The sequence below is a fragment of the Streptococcus cristatus genome (genome assembly GCF_003944225.1).
In the GTDB taxonomy this organism is placed as follows: Bacteria; Bacillota; Bacilli; order Lactobacillales; family Streptococcaceae; genus Streptococcus; species Streptococcus cristatus_K.
In genome coordinates this window covers 88,811-106,438 of record NZ_RJPN01000001.1, presented here as the reverse complement: position 1 = coordinate 106,438, position 17,628 = coordinate 88,811, and the positions used below count along the sequence as shown (strand labels likewise).

Below are 17,628 nucleotides of genomic sequence, written 5' to 3'. Positions count from 1 at the left end.
ATGAAAAAACCAATTATTCAATTTGAAGATTTTAGTTTTCAATATCAGGCTCAGTCGGAGCCAACTTTGAAGCATATCAATCTGACCATTTATGAAGGGGAAAAGGTGCTGCTGATTGGGCCGTCTGGCTCTGGTAAGTCAACCTTAGGTCAGTGTCTCAACGGCATTATTCCCAATATTTACAAGGGTCAGGCCAGTGGACATCTCTTGATTAAGGGGGCGCCAGCTTTTGACACCAGTATTTATGACAAGTCAAATCTAGTCAGCACGGTCTTGCAGGATACGGATGGTCAGTTTATCGGGCTCAGTGTGGCAGAGGATCTGGCCTTTGCCCTGGAAAATGATATGGTGGCCTTGCCCTTGATGCGAGAGAAAGTCCTGCGTTGGGCGAAGCAGTTAGATCTGCAGCAGCTTTTGGACAATCGTCCTCAAGACTTGTCTGGCGGGCAGAAGCAGCGGGTCAGTCTGGCGGGTGTCTTGATCGATGAGAGTCCAATTTTGCTGTTTGATGAGCCTTTGGCCAATCTCGATCCCAAGTCTGGTCAGGACACGATTGACTTGATTGATCAGATTCATAGAGAAGCTGCGACCACGACCATCATCATCGAGCATCGCTTGGAAGATGTTCTTTATCGACCTGTTGATCGAGTTGTTCTTGTCAATGATGGGCAAATCCTTTTTAACGGCGCGCCGGATGATCTGCTCAAGACGGAACTCTTAGCAGAAAATGGGATTCGAGAACCCCTCTATATCACAGCCTTGCGGCAACTTGGTTTTGATGTAGCAAGCGCGACTCATCTGGCTGATTTGACCAAGCTGGAACTTACAGGACTTTCGCAGAGACTGACCGAGCAAAAAACAGAGCAGATTGACAATCGTCACGAAGCTCTTTTAGAGCTCGATCATGTTTCCTTTGCCTATCAGAGTAATCAACCTATTTTGCGGGATATCAGTCTGAAGATTTTCAAGGGTGAGCGGATAGCCATCGTTGGGAAAAATGGAGCTGGCAAGTCTACGCTAGCCAAGGCTCTCTGTCGTTTTATTGATACAGAAGGGCAATATCATTGGCAGGGACAGGATATCAAGGGCGACTCTATCAAGGAGCGAGCGGAGCGAATTGGCTATGTCCTGCAAAATCCTAATCAGATGATTTCGACCACAATGATCTTTGATGAAGTAGCTCTAGGACTGCGGTTGCGTGGTTTGGCAGAGGCGGAAATTGAAGAAAGGGTTCATGCTGTGCTCAAAACTTGTGGTCTCTATGAATTCCGCAGTTGGCCAATCTCAGCCCTGTCTTTTGGTCAGAAGAAGCGGGTGACCATTGCGTCTATTTTGGTGCTAAATCCAGAGATTATCCTTTTGGATGAGCCAACAGCTGGTCAGGATCAGCGCCATTATACAGAGATGATGGACTTTCTCAATGAGCTAAACCAGCAGGGACATACGATTATCATGATTACCCATGATATGCAGCTTATGCTGGATTATTCTGATCGGGCAATCGTGGTGCTGGACGGCCAGATTTTAGCAGACCAGTCGCCTGCTCAGGTTTTGTCCAATCATGAGTTGATTGCAGTGGCCAATCTAAAGGAAACTTCGATTTTTAGCCTAGCTGAGAAGCTGGGAGTGGATCCGCTAGCTCTGACTCAATTTTACATGCGAAAAAAGGAGGAAAGTCATGTTTAATCAACAGAAATTGATTGGCTACCATGCCGGAAGGACTTTTCTCCATGCTCTTTCTGGTGCCAGCAAACTAATCTTTTTTATCCTGGTTTCGGTGGCGGCCATGATGAGCTACGATACGCGTTTCCTCCTTCTTGTGGCCCTGCTTTCCCTGATGTTATTTCGAGTGTCTGAGATTCGGCTGAAAGACATTTCTTTCGTTTTAGCTTTTGCGGGAACTTTTGCAGCGCTGAATATTCTCATGGTCTATCTCTTTGCCCCTCAGTATGGGGTGGAAATTTACGGAGCCAAGAATCTGCTCTGGACAGGATGGGGAGCTTATAATCTCACGCTTCAGGAGCTCTTTTATCTCTTGAATCTTTTGCTCAAGTATTTCTCAACGATTCCCCTAGCGGTGATCTTTCTCATGACCACCCATCCCAGTCAATTTGCTTCCAGTCTAAATCAAATCGGCCTTTCCTATAAGCTTGCCTATGCGGTCAGTCTGACCCTGCGCTATATTCCAGATTTGCAGGAAGAATTTTACCTCATCAAGATGTCTCAAGAGGCGCGTGGGCAAGAATTATCCCAAAAAGCTCCCCTCAGCAAGCGGGTCAAGGGCAATCTGCAAATCGTCATTCCCCTGATTTTCAGCTCGCTCGAGCGAATCAACACTATCGCAACAGCCATGGAGCTGCGTCGCTTTGGGAAAAATAAAAAGCGGACCTGGTACACCCAGCAAGCCTTCGGAAAACTAGACAAACTTGTAATCATGGTGTCCGTCCTTCTACTAGCCCTCGGCCTTCTTCTTTTCGTTGTCAATCAAGGACGCTTTTATAATCCTTGGGCATAGGATAAAGATGGAAAACCAGCCATATTTGGATTGAGAGGATAATTGGTGCAAGAAAAAATAAATCTTAAATTTTATAAGGAATTACTTTTTCCTGTTTTTTGTGGTCTAGGGGCTTTCGTTTTGCTCTTGGCTTTGTCACAGACAGATGAAATCGGTGGGAGAATGACCCTGATTTTAATCATCTTGCTAATGGCAATGAGTGGTCTCTTTACTTGCCTTGCTATAGTCAATAGAGAAAAGAGTTTGCGACGCTGTCAAGAACTTTATTCTCACTTTCCAGAGCTTGAAAAGGATTTTCAACTGATTTATAGCGATTCTCGTTATGCGCGTGAAAGCCTATCTCTTTATCTCTACAAGGATGCCATCATACGGGTGGATGCTTATTTCCAATTTCTCATGCTTTCTGATTTAGTTGATGTGACCATTAAGATTGAGGAAGTGCAAGAAACAAAGTATGCAAAAGTTCATCACCTGTATCTGTATTACAATCCAATGAGTTCTAACAAAGATATTCGTCTAGCTTTTGGGCCTTATACGGATCAAAAATATATTGACTTATTACAGTTTTTAGATGTGATAAATCAAGTTGCCCCTCGGATTCGAATCTATAATGAAGCTGTGGAAAAATAGCATGGTCTAACAAACATAAAAAATCAGATGAATTTAACAGGCCTCCCAAAGAGTTAGACATAAAAAATCTAACTTTTCGGGAGGCCTGTTAAAGTAGAATGGTTTTTATTTTATTCAAATGGACTTTACTCGTTTTCAGTTACCACAAAATTTTGTTGGTAATTTTGCTGCTCTTGATAGGGATTTTGGCTAAATTGCTGATCTCGGTAGTCTGTATTATTATAGGAATCATTGCTAACGAGTTCATATTTTGTAGGCTGACAATAAAAAATAAACAGAATCAAACGGCCAAAAAGTGGGACCAAGTACAAAAAGAGAAGAGCCCAATGATAGCCACCATCTCGCAATCGTCGAACTTGAATGGCGAGAGAGGGAAGCAGAATTGCAATGTAATAGACAACTATCAGGCTAGATAAGGCGGTAGATAAGGCTCCTCCAGTCTCAGAGTTCAAAACCGTCTCAATCAGAAGAGCAGTACAAAGTATTAGTATCATTACTAAAAAATGGCAGAGAATTGGCCACCAATATTCTGGGCGAGTTGAGCGACCGGTGAAATCCACATAGCCCTTCCAAAATTTTTTATATGCATCAATCATGTAGTAATCTCCTTAAATATTTTTTATATAGTCTACTATAATTTAGCAAGAATTGGCAAGTTTTGGGGAAATAGCGATCTTTGGCCAGAACAAAATAGATGGCTAAATCAAGGTGTTTTATTATAGCCCTAGAAAAGAATTATGAACAAACTAAGAAGATCGTTTCTCAACCGATTTGATGAATAGAGCTGTTCTTTACTATTACTATCGTCGAAAGAAACTATGGAATAAAACCTATCGTCCTTATTTATTTTAAGAGAAGAAGGCCTAAAATCAATGTCAGTTATCCTCTTTCAATCGCTAGGAAATATGATATAATGAAGTGTTATCAAAAAAGGTTTCATTAGCCTTGAAAGGATTAAAAAATGACTACAAAACAACCCTTTTATATTACGACACCTATTTATTACCCGTCTGGCAAGCTCCATATCGGGTCTGCCTATACGACCATTGCTTGTGATGTTTTGGCTCGCTACAAGCGTCTCATGGGCTATGATGTTTTTTATTTGACTGGTCTTGATGAGCATGGCCAAAAAATCCAGCAAAAAGCGGAGGAAGCTGGTATCAGCCCGCAAGCTTACGTCGATGGCATGGCAGTTGGGGTCAAGGAACTCTGGAAACTGCTGGACATTTCGTATGATAATTTTATCCGAACGACCGATGACTACCACGAAAAGGTTGTAGCTGATGTCTTTGAAAAACTCTTGGCCCAAGATGATATCTACTTGGGTGAATATTCAGGTTGGTATTCTGTATCTGACGAGGAATTCTTTACCGAAAGCCAGCTGGCAGAAGTTTTCCGTGACGAAGCTGGAAATGTAACGGGTGGGATTGCGCCATCTGGACATGAAGTGGAGTGGGTATCAGAAGAGTCTTACTTCCTCCGTCTCAGCAAGTACCAAGACCGTTTGGTAGAATTTTTCAAATCACAGCCCGACTTCATTACGCCAGACGGCCGTCTCAATGAAATGTTGAAAAACTTTATTGAACCTGGTTTGGAAGATTTGGCAGTTTCTCGGACGACCTTTACTTGGGGCGTGCCTGTGCCATCTAATCCAAGACATGTTGTCTATGTTTGGTTCGATGCCTTGCTCAACTATGTGACTGCTCTTGGTTACGGTCAAGATGAGCACGGTAACTTTGATAAGTTCTGGAACGGAACAGTCTTCCACATGGTTGGGAAAGACATCCTTCGTTTCCACTCCATCTACTGGCCAGTTCTCCTTATGATGTTGGATGTGAAATTACCAGAACGTTTGATTGGCCATGGTTGGTTTGTTATGAAGGATGGCAAGATGTCTAAGTCTAAAGGAAACGTGGTCTATCCTGAAATGCTGGTAGAACGTTATGGCTTGGATGCTTTGCGCTATTACCTCATGCGCAGTCTTCCCGTGGGATCTGATGGAACTTTCACACCTGAGGACTATGTTGGCCGTATCAACTACGAGCTAGCCAACGACCTTGGAAACCTGCTCAACCGTACTGTTTCCATGATTAACAAGTACTTTGACGGTCAAGTGCCAGCCTATGAAGAAAATGTGACGGACTTTGATGGGACTCTGGCTCAAGTAGCAGCTGAATCCATCACTGACTACTACAAACACATGGATGCAGTGGACTACCCACGCGCCCTAGAAGCAGTCTGGACGCTCATCTCCCGTACTAATAAATACATCGATGAAACCGCTCCTTGGGTTCTGGCAAAAGATGAAGCCAAGGTCAAAGAACTGGCAGCAGTCATGAGCCACTTGGCAGCGAGTCTTCGTGTTGTGGCGCACTTGATCGCACCTTTCATGATGGAAACCAGCAAGGCTGTCCTCAGTCAACTGGGCTTGCCTCAAGCAACCTCGCTGGAAAACCTAGCAATTGACCAGCTCCCAGCAGGTCTGACAGTTGTAGAAAAAGGGACACCAATCTTCCCGCGTCTCGATATGGAAGAAGAAGTCGACTATATCAAAGGACAAATGGAAGTTGGCAAACCAGCGGTTGAAAAAGAATGGAATCCAGAAGAAGTCGAGCTCAAACTTCACCGTGGAGCGATCAAGTTTGACGACTTTGATAAGGTGGAAATCCGTGTCGCAGAAGTCAAAGAGGTTTCTAAAGTTGAAGGTTCTGACAAGCTTCTTCAATTCCGTTTGGATGCAGGAGACGGCGAAGATCGTCAAATCCTTTCTGGTATTGCGAAATACTATCCAAACGAGCAAGAACTGGTTGGTAAAAAAGTTCAAATCGTAGCCAACCTCAAACCTCGCAAAATGATGGGCCGCATCAGCCAAGGTATGATTCTATCAGCCGAGCACGGCGACCAACTGACTCTCCTAACTGTGGACGAGAAAGTACCAAATGGAAGTTTGATTGGGTAGAGAATTTTGTAGCCCATTATTTCAATTGATAACATTTGTGTTAATCTCATCTAATGTAAAGCCCCCAGCAAGTTTATTTTGCTGGGGGTTCTTTTGATCGAATGAGACGATTGGTAGAACATAGAGGAAGAGAATGGAGTCACAAGCTTCTGGAAATCCATGGTTCAGGACTATGAAATAGCATTACTACCTGTCTTACACTAAGGGAAAAGAAGAATTTGTTTGAGTAGTTTTCCTCACTTGATGTGGATTAAGGCACATGGTATTTATTTATATAAGAAAGTTATTTTCTGAAAATCTTGTAAAAATTTCTTACATATGATAAAATGATAAAAAAATAAAGAGGTTTATTGTATGATTAATGCTTATAAAAATTTTTTCAAAGGTTATGTGGATTTTTCTGGTCGCTCTACACGTGCTGAGTATTGGTGGATCTACCTAACCAATCTGATTCTTGCTTTTTTTTTGTACATGATAACTTACTCAACTGTAGTATCTAATCCAAACAGTATTGAGGCAATTGAAACAGTAAATTCCTTAACTTATTTTAGTATCTTTCTGATAGTCATTTTCTTCTTGCCTACCTTGGCTCTAATCATTCGTCGTCTAAGAGATGCTGGTTTTCACTGGGCTCTGATTTTTATCGCTTTTATTCCTGGGGTAGGCTCAATTGCACTCCTTATTTTGTTAGCTTTTCCAAGCAAGAATACGGTAGAATTAGATGTTAAAACCGACCAAGAAACGCAGTCGCTTAATATTAACTAAGAAAAGCAGCGTGCTTAATCGTTATGTTACCTGCATTAGCTGTTTTTCTTGTACGATGCTGTTCGATAGTTGATTTCTCCTTGATGAGAGCTTAACTTGCTTCATCATACTACATGTTGCGTCCAATTTTAGAGAATTAACTTGTTAGTCATAATAAAACACTCCTGAATCTAGTTTTCTAGATTTTGACAGGAGTGTTTTTCTTTTATATTAGAGAGTTTCCAAGTGCTGTATTTATAGCTTATTGCTCATCGGGTTTATCTGTTTGAGCGAAATCATTGCTTGTAAAAGGAAGATTCTTAGTGAATTCGGATAGATTTTCCTTGACTTCTTGAACAAGTTTACTAGGCTTCAGCAGATTCATGTCGTCTTTCCAAGACTGGTAGCGCATGTCTACCAGTAGTTTGGCCAGGCGCGTCAGCATTTCCCGCTCTTGGTCTGTGAGAGCATTGGCATTTTCAAAAACAGCCAGGATTTTTTTGAAATTTTCCAGCTTGGTGAGGTCATTGATGGAGCTGATGCCAGCATCTAGGATGAGGCCAAAAAAGAGATCGAAAAAGTCTTTTAATTCCTCATCAGAAACGCTATCAACCCAATTTTTTAGAGTTTTATCTACTTGAAGGCTATCTGGATTGAGGTTGTCCAGTAGGACAAAAGTCTGGTCAATGATCTGCCAAGTGAAGGTATCGTGCTGAGCCAGACCGCCGAAAGCTGTGCTTTTGACAATCTGAGCCTGCTTGGGCGTTTCGAGCATCATTCCGACGATAGAGCCCTGTGGAATGTAGCGCTGTATCTTCTCTGAAATAGTCTGGTAGCCTTGACTGGTGATGACCGAATGATTCAGTCCGGGAGCATCATAGCTGTAAATACTCTGAATCCGCTCTTGGTATTCTGGCTCGATCTGACTAGCAGCGTAGGAAGCCAGATTGCCTCCTTTCGAGTGACCCGTCAGGATGAACTGTCCAGGCAGAGCATCCATAGCTTTTCGCAGATAATTGACCGCCGTTTTTTGAGCTGGAACCTGATCCATATAAGTCATGTGGAAGTCCTCTTTCCAGCCAATAATGGAATCGTCGGTTCCGCGGAAGGTCAGGACATAGGTCTCAGGCTTGATTTTGAAAATCATAGCTGCAAATTGCTTTTGAACATCAGGATCAATGTCATTGACATAGCCCATGAGCTTGATATTTTTGAAGCGGGTGGAGCTGGCTACCTTTTCTAAAAGTTTCAGACGATTTTTAGTTACCAACATGGATAAATCCTGAGGCACTTTTTCAGCAGCTTCAAAGAAGCGGCAAGTACAATCGGGGGACATATGATCAGACACGATCTGGTCAAAAGGCAGATAAGTTATCTCGGTTAGCATCAGCATATCCAGTTCATTAAAGGGGGTGTCGTAGATACTGTCGTAAGCTACTTGGTCTAGGTAATCAAAAATTATTCCCATATTTATCTCCATATTCTATCTTCTTCCAGTATAGCATAAGTGGGGCAGGTTGTCAGAAAGGAAAAAGAAAAGAGCGGAAACCTGAAGATATCCTTCAGAATTTCCAGCTCTTTTGATCTAGTAAGCCTTACCGATGAGGATGGCGTAGATAAAGAATAAGGCGAAGCCAAAGAGGAAGATCAAACCAAGGATGGAAAGACCTTTTAGCCATTTGCTCAGATGTTTATTCTCGCTTGTAACGAGGAGATAGTTTAGAAGGGCAAAAAATGGAGTAGTCAGGAAGGAAGCAATCATGGCAAAACGAAGCATGAGAGCCACACTACCTTGGAAGAAGTAGATGATAACGCCACCGATAATAGCTGTAGCGGTCATCCAGATATGCAGAGTTTTTTGAGAAGTCTGCTCTTCATTGAGAAGAAGGCGTAGAGATTCAGCATTTACACGGGAATAGCCATCGATAACGGTAATAACGGTACCGAAGATACAGAGAAAGGCAATGAATGTGATCAGGATCCGTGACCAGTCGCCAAGAACGGATGCGTACATCCCAACGAATTGCTGGATGTAGGCAGCCCCAGCATCCTGAACTGCTTGACCAGTTGGATACTGGATAAGAGCGCCCATAGCGACGAAGAAGATGGCCAGAATAGCTGTACCGATATAGCCAACGTTAAAGTCAAAGAGTCCGTCCGTGACAGAGATATTGACAGATTTTCCTTTTTCAGCAGTCCAGAGGGAGTTGATTGCTGAAATCTCGATTGGAGCTGGCATCCAGCCCATTAGAGAAACGATGAAAGGCAAGGCAGCCATCTGCCAAGGTGTCTTTTCAACGAAGTCTGCTCCGTACTCAGGATGCTTGATAATGGCAACGATGACCGCAATAACGGTTGCAAAGGTTAGAGCGGACATGATCCATTTGGCAAGGCCATCCAGAAACTTGTAGCCACCAAAGAGTAGCATTGCCCAGATCAGGATGATGAGAATCAGAGACCATTGAGTAATGCTGAGTCCAAGGGCATTTGGAAAGGCGCTGGCGATGATAGCAGCACAGAGAATCCCGACCCCTGCTGTATTGACCAAGGCGGAGAAGACATTTAAAACGAAGAAGATGCCCAAGTAGACTTTTCCTTTTTGAGCATAGCCTTCAACCAAGCTGTGGCCAGTTTCCAAGGTGTACTCAGCACCGAAGCGAAAGAAGGGATATTTGAAGAGGTTGGCCAAGATGACCAGTCCCATCAAGGCCCAGCCATACTTGGCGCCTGCTTGAGCAGAGGAAACAATGTGAGAGCCACCAACAGCAGCAGAGGCCATGAGGATCCCAGGACCGAGGGCTTTCAGTTTTGACTGCCAGGTAGATGTCTGAGTTTGTTCTAGCATAATAATCTCCTTATTATAAAAAATGAATTTTCAGACAATTCTGAATGTAGTGTTATTTTATCTTTTTACTCTATTTTTGTCAATACTCCTTGAAGGATTTCTTGAAACTTTCTGAAAATAAGATGAATCTCAGATCAAAAAAGTCTCTGTGATTTAAGGGAGAATTTGATATAATAGCAGTAAGAAAAATGAGTGAGGAAATGGAATGCACAAGATTTTACTGGTCGAGGATGATGCGGTCATCCGTCAAATGATCAAAAAAATGCTGGAGCAATGGGGCTATCAGGTTGTGGCGATTGAAGATTTTATGCAGGTTTTGACAACCTTTGTCAAGGAGGAGCCCCAGCTGGTGCTGATGGATATTGGCCTGCCCCTCTTTAACGGCTACCATTGGTGCCAGGAAATTCGGAAGATTTCGACGGTACCGATTATGTTTCTGTCTTCGCGCGACCAGTCCATGGATATCGTCATGGCCATCAATATGGGTGCAGATGACTATGTGACCAAGCCTTTTGATAATAATGTCTTTTTGGCAAAAGTTCAAGGCCTGCTGCGACGTTCGTATGAGTTTGGGACGGATCAAAGCCTTTTGGAATATCAGGGCGTGATTTTAAATCTTAAATCCATGGATTTGGTCTATGAGGGCGAGCTTGTAACGCTGACCAAGAATGAATTTCAGATTTTGCGGGTGCTCTTTGAGCATTCCGGTAGCATCGTGGCGCGTGATGACTTGATGAAGGAGCTCTGGAACAGTGATTTCTTTATTGATGACAATACCTTGTCCGTCAATGTTGCCCGCCTGCGCAAGAAGTTGGAGGAGCACGGTCTGAAGCATTTCATTGAGACGAAAAAAGGGATAGGGTACGGTTTAACCAATGGACATGCAGGATAAATTTTTCTTTTTGAAGCATCATCTGTACTCCCGTCGCTTCATCTTGTTGCTCTTACTGATTGTATTTTCAATTATGGGGATGTTTGCCTTTATTTTCGAGGATGGGCGCAGTCTGCTAGAGTATCAGTTGCTCTTAGCCTTTCTCCTCGCTAGCTTTTTCTTGGGAATGGATCTAGCTAGTGCCTATAAGGAATATCGTAACCAGCTCTTTTATGCCTCGGGTCGGCCTCAGACAGCCTTAGAGGCTCTCCTTTTTGAGAAACTGGCTCTTTTGGAAATGGACAAGAAGAACCGTGCGATTGAGGAGAGGGAGAAGTTAAATGACCTGATGGACTATTATACGCTCTGGGCTCATCAGATTAAGACGCCTATTGTAGCTAGTTCATTGCTGGTCGGAGAGATTGAGGACAAGAAGGTCAAGAACCAGCTGGAGCAAGAGCTCTTCAAGATCGAGTCCTATGTCAATATCGTCTTGCAGTATCTTCGTCTGGAGAGTTTCCACGAGGATTTGATCTTGAAAAAGGAAAATGTTGAAGACTTGGTCAAGGAGATTGTCAAGAAGTATGCGATTTTCTTTATCCAAAAGGGCTTGAGCCTCAATCTGCATGATCTGGATCGAACCATCATCACAGATAAAAAGTGGTTTGTCGTTATTTTGGAGCAAGTGCTGTCAAATAGTCTGAAATACACCAGCCAAGGCGGGATTGAAATTTATTTTCAGGAGGATACGCTTTATATCAAAGACAGCGGTTTGGGCATTCAAGATGCGGATTTGCTGCGGGTTTTCGAGCGAGGCTTTTCGGGCTATAATGGTCGTTTGACCCAGCAATCGTCTGGCTTGGGACTTTATCTGTCCAAGAAAATCGCAGATGAGCTGGGACATCAGATTAGCATCGCTTCGCAGGTTGGACAGGGAACAACTGTCATGATTAGCTTTTCAGAGAAGAAGATGATATTTGAATAAGGCATTCTTACAAATTTGTAAGGTTGGCCAGTGAAATTGAAAGGTTAGGTTATGGTACCGACCTTTCTTTTTTTGTAAGATAGATGTATAAAGAAGACAAGGAGATATGAAATGAAAACAAGAGGATTAAATGCTTTCCAACTCAAGCTTTTCATGGCCTTTTTAATGGTTTTTGATCATATTGGTAAGATTCCAGGGCTTTTGCCGACGGGCTGGGACGGGATTTTTCACCTGCTGACCCGCTGTGTAGCCGCTTGGTTTGCTTTTAGCGCAGTAGAAGGCTTTCTGCATACGCGCAACCGCTTGGCCTACAATGCACGCTTGTTTATCTGGGCGGCTATCATGCAGCTGGGCAATACCATCCTGACCATGCTTTTTCATAGCAAGGGGATTCATCTTGAGAATAATATCTTTCTCAGCTTAGCCTGCGGCGTTCTAGTGCTTAATCTTGTATTTGGCCTTTCAAAAAATAGTAAAGAGGTTATGGATGAGAAGCGCTATTTGCGGATTGGAGCGGCAGTCTTAATTGGTTTGGCAGGAGTTTTTTTGACAGAAGGAGGCATGACCATTATTCCTTTGATGCTGATTAGCTATATCTTCCGCAATCAGCCTGCTCTTAGAACTTTCTCTTACATGGTTTTGGCTTTTCTGCTCTTTTGCCTAAGCATTGAAATCTACCCAAGCATGGGAGCGACCCTTTCGATGATGCTCTACAATTCAGATTGGGCCTTTATTACTGTCTTGCCCTTCCTCCATCTCTACAATGGCGAGCGAGGCTATGATGGCAAGTGGGGCAAGTATTTCTTCTATATCTTTTACCCAGCCCATCTCTGGATCATCGCACTGATTGCTTATCTAGTGCAGAGATAAAAATATTGGCATTTAAAAATTAGTAAAATATGGAAATAAAGCTGTTTCTGTATTAAAATGGAATTATAGAAAAGGAGATCATGATGACCTTATTAGACGTACAACATGTGAAAAAGATTTATAAAACTCGCTTTCAGGGCAGCCAAGTAGAGGCCTTGAAAGACATTCACTTTACGGTGGAAAAAGGCGAATATGTCGCCATCATGGGTGAGTCAGGATCTGGGAAATCCACCTTGCTCAATATCCTAGCCATGCTGGACAAGCCGACTGAGGGCCGCGTCTTTCTCAACGGAACTGACACGGCAACCATCAAAAACAGCCAGGCTTCCAGCTTCCGCCGAGAAAAATTAGGCTTTGTCTTTCAAGATTTTAACTTGCTGGATACCTTATCGGTCAAGGATAATATCCTGCTGCCTTTGGTGCTCTCTCGTCGTCCCATTACCGAGATGATGCAAAAGCTGGTCACAACCTGCAATGAGCTAGGGATAAATAAACTCCAAGAGAAGTTTCCATATGAAATTTCTGGTGGTCAAAAGCAGCGGGTGGCGGTAGCCCGCGCTATTATCACTGAGCCTGAGATCTTGTTGGCGGATGAGCCGACAGGAGCCTTGGATTCCAAGTCTTCGGCGGCTCTCTTGGATGTCTTTGACGACATCAATGATCGCGGCCAGACCATTCTCATGGTAACTCACTCGACTTCAGCGGCTAGCCGCGCCAAGCGGGTGCTCTTTATCAAGGACGGGATTCTCTACAATCAAATCTTCCGTGGTAACAAGACCGAGCGGCAGATGTTCCAAGAGATTTCCGATACTCTGACAGTCATGGCAAGTGAGGTGGGCAATTATGTTCAAACTAACGAGTAAACTGGCTTTATCAAATCTGATCAAAAATCGCAGTTTGTATTATCCATTTGCTTTGGCAACGGTACTGGCAACAGCGATTTTGTATAGTTTTGTCTCACTGGCTCATAGCCCTAATATGGAGAGCTCTTATGGTGGTACAGCGGCTCGCATGACCTTGCAGTTTGGTATCCAGGTCATTCAGATTGCGGTGCTCATCCTTATCACCTATGCCAATAGCTTTGTTATGAAGAACCGTTCGCGGGAGCTCGGTGTTTATAGCGTGCTGGGGATGGAAAAACGCCACCTGCTACTTATGACCTTCTTTGAGCTCTGTGTCTTTTATCTGGGCACGGTCGGTCTGGGAGTCTTGTCTGGACTAGCTTTAGATAAGATGCTCTACGCCGTTCTTTTGAAATTGATGGGAATGCCGGCAGTTCTTGCCTCGACCTTCCAATGGCAAAATGTCTGGATGACTCTAGTCAGTCTAGGTGTCGCATTTGCGGTGATTTTGTTGCTTAACTCGACTCGCCTTCTACGCTATAGCTCTCTTAACCTAATGAAAGAAAAGAAAGCAGGCGAGAAGAAGGGACGCTTCCTTTGGGTGCAAACCTTGCTGGGGCTCCTACTCATGGGTGTGGCTTATTACATGGCTTTGACCGTTACCAAGCCTGTCGCTGCTATCGGCAATTTCTTTATAGCCGTGATCATGGTTATTCTAGCAACCTATCTGCTTTTTAATGCAGGTTCGATTACACTATTGCAATTTCTCAAAAAGCGCAAAGGCTACTATTATAAAACGCAGAATTTCATTTCTGTTTCCAATCTCATCTCGCGGATGCGTAAAAATGCAGCAGGATTGGCAACTATCTCCATTCTATCTACCATGCTCTTAGTGACTCTGGTTGGTACAATCAATATCTATGTTGGAGGTCAGGATTATATTACTACCTTGCATCCAAAGGATTACAATGTTAGCGTCGTCTTGCCAAAATCGACCGATCAGACGGAAGCTCTGTTGGATAAGGTTCAGCAAGTCGCTCAGGACGCAGGCCTGAAGAAGCCAAGCTATACTACCTATCTCTACCAATCAGCCTTCATCATGAAACTAGCTGGAAATGATATCACGGTTCCAGCGCAAAGCGAGCTGGATTCGGATCCAAGTATCTTGACCAAGTCTGCTGGCACGATTACAGTTATCAATCGTCAGGATTATGAAAAAATGACAGGGAAAAAGATAGACTTGGCAGATGATGAAACTCTTGTCTATGGAAAAAATGTTTCCTTAAATAAGGATAAACCTCTCCGAGTAAATGGTAAAGACTGGAAGATTAAGCAGATTTTACCGTCGAATTTCACGCATGGGGAAATCCCTAATCCAAACGACGTGGTCATGGAACAGGGCCTTTATATGGTGGTCAATGATAGTAAAGAAGTTGGACTTAATGTTGCACATTATTACTACATTGGAGTTGCTTCAGAGACTAAGGGCAGTAAGAAATTTGTTGAGCAAGTCCAGCTGGGACTGAGGGACACTTTGGATCAGGAACAGGCCCAAGATGGTAGCTACGCAATGGCTAGTGATCGTCATAGCGCAGAAAAGAGCTATCAGGAACTTACTGGAACCTTGCTCTTCATCGGTGTCTTCCTCTCCGTTATCTTCCTTCTAGGAGCTGTTCTTGTGATTTACTACAAGCAAATTTCTGAAGGCTATGAAGACCGTGATGGCTTTATTATCTTACAAAAGGTTGGTTTAGATGAAAAGCAGACTAGAAGTACCATTCGCAAGCAGATTTTGACTGTTTTCTTCCTACCTCTTATCTTTGCTTTTCTACATATAGCAGCAGTCTTTCATATGCTGCGGTTGATAGTTGCTCTATTGGGAGTGACCAATCTTCCTCTCTTAATCCAGACAACACTTGCGACTTGCGGCGTCTTCCTCCTGACCTATATTCTGGTCTTTCTTCTAACTTCTCGCAGTTACCGCAAGATTGTCGCCAGATAAGAGCAAATCCCTGACCCTTGGTCGGGGATTTTTTGATGTCTGGATTTTTACCTCTCATCTCCCTCATTTTACCACTTGTCCAAAAAGCCGAGATTTTTCAAAAAAGACTTGCTATCATAGTCTCAGAAGTTAAGACAGGAGAAAAGATCATGTTAGTCCAAGTAAAAAATCTTACCAAAGTTTATGGAGACAAGGTAGCAGTTAATGGCCTGAATTTAGAAATTGAGGCAGGTAGTTTCACAGCAATTTTAGGGCCAAATGGAGCAGGAAAATCGACAACGATTCAGATGCTGATTGGACTTTTGCAGCCGACATCGGGACAAATCATTTATGCAGAACAAACCAAGCTGGGCGTAGTCTTTCAAAATAGTGTGCTAGATGCCAATTTGACAGTAGTTGAAAATCTGCGAATCCGTGCTAAGCAGTACAAGCAGGTGGAAACTGGTAAGATTGAGCAATTGATCGAGCAACTAGGACTGGCTAGCTTTGCCAAACAACGCTACGGGACGCTTTCTGGTGGACAAAAGCGACGGGTGGACATTGCCCGTGCGCTGCTCAATAGCCCTGACCTACTTTTTCTGGATGAGCCGACGACAGGCTTGGATATCCAGACTAGAGAAAGTATCTGGAAGCTGCTCAAAGACCTGCAGCAGAAGGAAAAGATGACCGTAGTTTTGACCACACACTATCTCAATGAAGCTGATGATGCGGATAAGATCTATATCGTAGACCATGGTCAAGTCATTGCGCAAGGCTCTGCTGACCAGATCAAGGAGCGTTATGCCCGCAATGTTTTGCGGATTCAGACCTCGGATTCAGAGGACTTGAAGGTTGCTTTGCAGGCTCGCTGCGAATGGGAGCAAGGCAAGGAAAATGAGTTCTTCTTTTATCCAGAGACGACCCAAGAAGCGCTGACGTTGCTGAGCCAGCTTGGCTCCTATATTGAACAATTTGAATTCCAACCAGGGACGATGGATGATGCCTTTATGGCTCTGACAGGAAGAGAGGTACGTTAAATGTTAATGTTGATCAAACGAAACTTTTTACTTTATTTTCGAAATCATAGTGGGGTGATTCTCTCTCTCTTTGGAGCCATTATTCCCTTTGTTTTATATCTGGTTTTCCTAAAGAACAACATGAAAGGCTCTTGGTCAGACAGTAGCCATGCGACGGAACTGCTCGACTTCTGGTTGATTAGCGGAACGCTGGCTGTTACTGCCTTGACAACCACCCTATCAGCTTTTTCACAACAAACTGAAGACCGAGAAAGAAAGGTGACCGCTGACCTCTTTATCACAGATTTGGGGCAATGGGGCTTGCGGTTTAGCTACTTAATCAGTGCCCTTGTGATTGGTTTTGTCATGCAAGTCTTCATGTTTGCTGTCATGCTGACCTACTTTATTCTAGCAGACAAGATTTCCTTTGACTGGGGTCTTCTTCCCCAGCTGGTCGGCCTCATGATGCTCAATAGCTTGCTGGCAAGTCTCCTCAATGCGCTAGTTGTCCCTTATTTTAAATCGGTGAATTCCTTGGGGCAATACGCAACGGTCATCGGTGCGGCCTCTGGTTTTCTAGTAGGAACTTATATTCCAATCGGGACTTTGCCCAGCCTTGCCCAAAATCTCATGAAACTGACTCCCTCAACCTACATGGCCTCCCTCTTCAGACAAGTCCTGATGAAGGATTCTCTGACAGAAGTTTTTGCGGACCAGAGTCAGCTCCAGCAAGAATTTGAGAAGCTCCTAGGTATCCGTATCGAATGGCAACAGCTCTTGACAAGCCAAGAAACATACTATATAGTTGGAGTAGTGCTCACGGTAGCAGCCCTGTTCTGGCTAGGTCAAAATTGGCTGCTGAATCGACGGATGAGCTTCAAGTAAAGAAAGTAGGAGGCTTAGGTTTGCAGACAAGATTTGAAGAAGATGCCCAGATTTCCTCCCAAGACCCGCTGGTGGTCGTGAGAGCTGATCAGCTGACTGGCGAGGCCAAGGTCGTCCTAGACTATCTGGAACACTTCAAGGCTGGACCAAGTGGTGTCCTGCCTATTAAGTCGGATGATAAGCTGGTCATGCTCAAGACGGAAGACATTATCTTGGCCGATATCAACCAGACAACCCTGATGATTTACAGCACCGAAGGCGTTTATACAACGACAGAAACGCTGACTCGCTTTCAAAATCGTCTCAATAGTCGCAATTTTATCCAGGTATCTCGCCACGCAGTCATTAACATCGATCATCTGGAATCCTTGTCGGATAGCTTTTCGGGCAACATGACTGCTAAGCTGACCAATCAGCTCAAAACCGATGTCAGTCGCCGTTATGTCAAGTTGCTCATGGACTATTTGGGAATTTAGGAGGAAAAT

Annotated in this window: 15 protein-coding genes and 3 pseudogenes; 15 read left to right on the top strand and 3 right to left on the bottom strand. The window is 43.7% G+C overall.

Annotation, left to right across the window (positions count from 1 at the left end; genetic code table 11):
• The 4 genes and pseudogenes from D8797_RS10600 to D8797_RS00565 all read left to right on the top strand — a co-directional run.
• A pseudogene (locus D8797_RS10600) lies at nucleotides 1-855 on the top strand (ATP-binding cassette domain-containing protein); the annotation flags it as partial.
• 27 nt (nucleotides 856-882) lie between these two features.
• Nucleotides 883-1,686, top strand: a pseudogene (locus D8797_RS10595) (energy-coupling factor ABC transporter ATP-binding protein); the annotation flags it as partial.
• Nucleotides 1,679-2,515 carry an energy-coupling factor transporter transmembrane component T family protein gene (locus tag D8797_RS00570; protein ID WP_125378877.1) on the top strand — a complete coding sequence of 279 codons (837 nt, stop codon included), beginning with the start codon at nucleotides 1,679-1,681 and terminating at the stop codon, nucleotides 2,513-2,515. The pseudogene D8797_RS10595 and the gene D8797_RS00570, both read left to right, overlap by 8 nt.
• A 45-nt stretch (nucleotides 2,516-2,560) precedes the next feature.
• On the top strand, nucleotides 2,561-3,145 hold the full coding sequence (locus D8797_RS00565) for a hypothetical protein (protein ID WP_125378876.1): 585 nt from the start codon (nucleotides 2,561-2,563) through the stop codon (nucleotides 3,143-3,145).
• A gap of 125 nt (nucleotides 3,146-3,270) precedes the next feature.
• Here the strand turns inward: D8797_RS00565 and D8797_RS00560 are convergent, their stop codons facing one another.
• Entirely contained in the window at nucleotides 3,271-3,741 is a 471-nt protein-coding gene (locus D8797_RS00560; RefSeq protein WP_125378875.1) for a DUF805 domain-containing protein, read from the bottom strand.
• Nucleotides 3,742-4,106: 365 nt separating this feature from the next.
• On the opposite strand from D8797_RS00560, the gene metG reads away from it, so the two are divergent.
• Together metG and D8797_RS00550 are read left to right on the top strand one after the other, a co-directional pair.
• Complete coding sequence (gene metG / locus D8797_RS00555; RefSeq protein WP_125378874.1) at nucleotides 4,107-6,104, top strand: methionine--tRNA ligase; 1,998 nt, start codon at nucleotides 4,107-4,109, stop codon at nucleotides 6,102-6,104.
• A 354-nt stretch (nucleotides 6,105-6,458) separates the two neighbouring features.
• The gene (locus tag D8797_RS00550) at nucleotides 6,459-6,869 is read left to right on the top strand and encodes a DUF805 domain-containing protein (protein ID WP_061910048.1); all 411 of its coding nucleotides are present in this window, start codon (nucleotides 6,459-6,461) and stop codon (nucleotides 6,867-6,869) included.
• A 241-nt stretch (nucleotides 6,870-7,110) separates the two neighbouring features.
• Here D8797_RS00550 and D8797_RS00545 read toward each other — a convergent pair whose 3' ends face one another.
• Both D8797_RS00545 and D8797_RS00540 read right to left on the bottom strand, forming a co-directional pair.
• Nucleotides 7,111-8,316, bottom strand: a complete 1,206-nt coding sequence (locus tag D8797_RS00545) for a DUF2974 domain-containing protein (protein WP_125378873.1) — start codon at nucleotides 8,314-8,316, stop codon at nucleotides 7,111-7,113.
• A gap of 117 nt (nucleotides 8,317-8,433) precedes the next feature.
• The gene (locus D8797_RS00540; protein ID WP_125378872.1) at nucleotides 8,434-9,693 is read right to left on the bottom strand and encodes an NRAMP family divalent metal transporter; all 1,260 of its coding nucleotides are present in this window, start codon (nucleotides 9,691-9,693) and stop codon (nucleotides 8,434-8,436) included.
• 205 nt (nucleotides 9,694-9,898) lie between these two features.
• Here D8797_RS00540 and D8797_RS00535 point away from each other — a divergent pair, with 205 nt between their 5' ends.
• The 9 genes and pseudogenes from D8797_RS00535 (at nucleotide 9,899) to D8797_RS00500 (ending at nucleotide 17,619) form a co-directional block, all read left to right on the top strand.
• The gene (locus D8797_RS00535; RefSeq protein WP_037615348.1) at nucleotides 9,899-10,585 is read left to right on the top strand and encodes a response regulator transcription factor; all 687 of its coding nucleotides are present in this window, start codon (nucleotides 9,899-9,901) and stop codon (nucleotides 10,583-10,585) included.
• Nucleotides 10,569-11,549 carry a sensor histidine kinase gene (locus D8797_RS00530; RefSeq protein WP_125378871.1) on the top strand — a complete coding sequence of 327 codons (981 nt, stop codon included), beginning with the start codon at nucleotides 10,569-10,571 and terminating at the stop codon, nucleotides 11,547-11,549. The genes D8797_RS00535 and D8797_RS00530 overlap by 17 nt, the downstream gene beginning before the upstream one ends.
• Before the next feature lie 111 nt (nucleotides 11,550-11,660).
• Nucleotides 11,661-12,419, top strand: a complete 759-nt coding sequence (locus D8797_RS00525) for a TraX family protein (RefSeq protein ID WP_125378870.1) — start codon at nucleotides 11,661-11,663, stop codon at nucleotides 12,417-12,419.
• An 83-nt stretch (nucleotides 12,420-12,502) separates the two neighbouring features.
• Nucleotides 12,503-13,282, top strand: a complete 780-nt coding sequence (locus D8797_RS00520) for an ABC transporter ATP-binding protein (RefSeq protein ID WP_005592422.1) — start codon at nucleotides 12,503-12,505, stop codon at nucleotides 13,280-13,282.
• On the top strand, nucleotides 13,263-15,263 hold the full coding sequence (locus D8797_RS00515; RefSeq protein WP_125378869.1) for an ABC transporter permease: 2,001 nt from the start codon (nucleotides 13,263-13,265) through the stop codon (nucleotides 15,261-15,263). Before D8797_RS00520 ends, D8797_RS00515 begins: the two co-directional genes overlap by 20 nt.
• Nucleotides 15,264-15,412: 149 nt before the next feature.
• A pseudogene (locus tag D8797_RS00510) lies at nucleotides 15,413-16,073 on the top strand (ABC transporter ATP-binding protein); the annotation flags it as partial.
• On the top strand, nucleotides 16,058-16,279 hold the full coding sequence (locus D8797_RS10590) for a hypothetical protein (protein ID WP_376739405.1): 222 nt from the start codon (nucleotides 16,058-16,060) through the stop codon (nucleotides 16,277-16,279). The pseudogene D8797_RS00510 and the gene D8797_RS10590, both read left to right, overlap by 16 nt.
• A complete protein-coding gene (locus tag D8797_RS00505; protein ID WP_125378867.1) occupies nucleotides 16,280-17,143 on the top strand; it encodes an ABC transporter permease in 864 nt (287 codons plus the stop codon).
• Between the two features lie 20 nt (nucleotides 17,144-17,163).
• Nucleotides 17,164-17,619, top strand: coding sequence for a LytTR family DNA-binding domain-containing protein (locus D8797_RS00500; RefSeq protein ID WP_125378866.1), 456 nt, complete (start codon nucleotides 17,164-17,166; stop codon nucleotides 17,617-17,619).
• The last annotated feature ends 9 nt before the right edge of the window (nucleotides 17,620-17,628 follow it).

Bases quoted from the DNA above. Each gene is read 5' to 3' on its own strand.
- D8797_RS00570 (WP_125378877.1), top strand. From the start codon at position 1,679: ATGTTTAATCAACAGAAATTGATTGGCTACCATGCCGGAAGGACTTTT.
- D8797_RS00560 (WP_125378875.1), bottom strand. From the start codon at position 3,741: ATGATTGATGCATATAAAAAATTTTGGAAGGGCTATGTGGATTTCACC.
- metG (WP_125378874.1), top strand. From the start codon at position 4,107: ATGACTACAAAACAACCCTTTTATATTACGACACCTATTTATTACCCG.
- D8797_RS00550 (WP_061910048.1), top strand. From the start codon at position 6,459: ATGATTAATGCTTATAAAAATTTTTTCAAAGGTTATGTGGATTTTTCT.
- D8797_RS00545 (WP_125378873.1), bottom strand. From the start codon at position 8,316: ATGGGAATAATTTTTGATTACCTAGACCAAGTAGCTTACGACAGTATC.
- D8797_RS00540 (WP_125378872.1), bottom strand. From the start codon at position 9,693: ATGCTAGAACAAACTCAGACATCTACCTGGCAGTCAAAACTGAAAGCC.
- D8797_RS00535 (WP_037615348.1), top strand. From the start codon at position 9,899: ATGCACAAGATTTTACTGGTCGAGGATGATGCGGTCATCCGTCAAATG.
- D8797_RS00530 (WP_125378871.1), top strand. From the start codon at position 10,569: ATGGACATGCAGGATAAATTTTTCTTTTTGAAGCATCATCTGTACTCC.
- D8797_RS00525 (WP_125378870.1), top strand. From the start codon at position 11,661: ATGAAAACAAGAGGATTAAATGCTTTCCAACTCAAGCTTTTCATGGCC.
- D8797_RS00520 (WP_005592422.1), top strand. From the start codon at position 12,503: ATGACCTTATTAGACGTACAACATGTGAAAAAGATTTATAAAACTCGC.
- D8797_RS00515 (WP_125378869.1), top strand. From the start codon at position 13,263: ATGTTCAAACTAACGAGTAAACTGGCTTTATCAAATCTGATCAAAAAT.
- D8797_RS00505 (WP_125378867.1), top strand. From the start codon at position 16,280: ATGTTAATGTTGATCAAACGAAACTTTTTACTTTATTTTCGAAATCAT.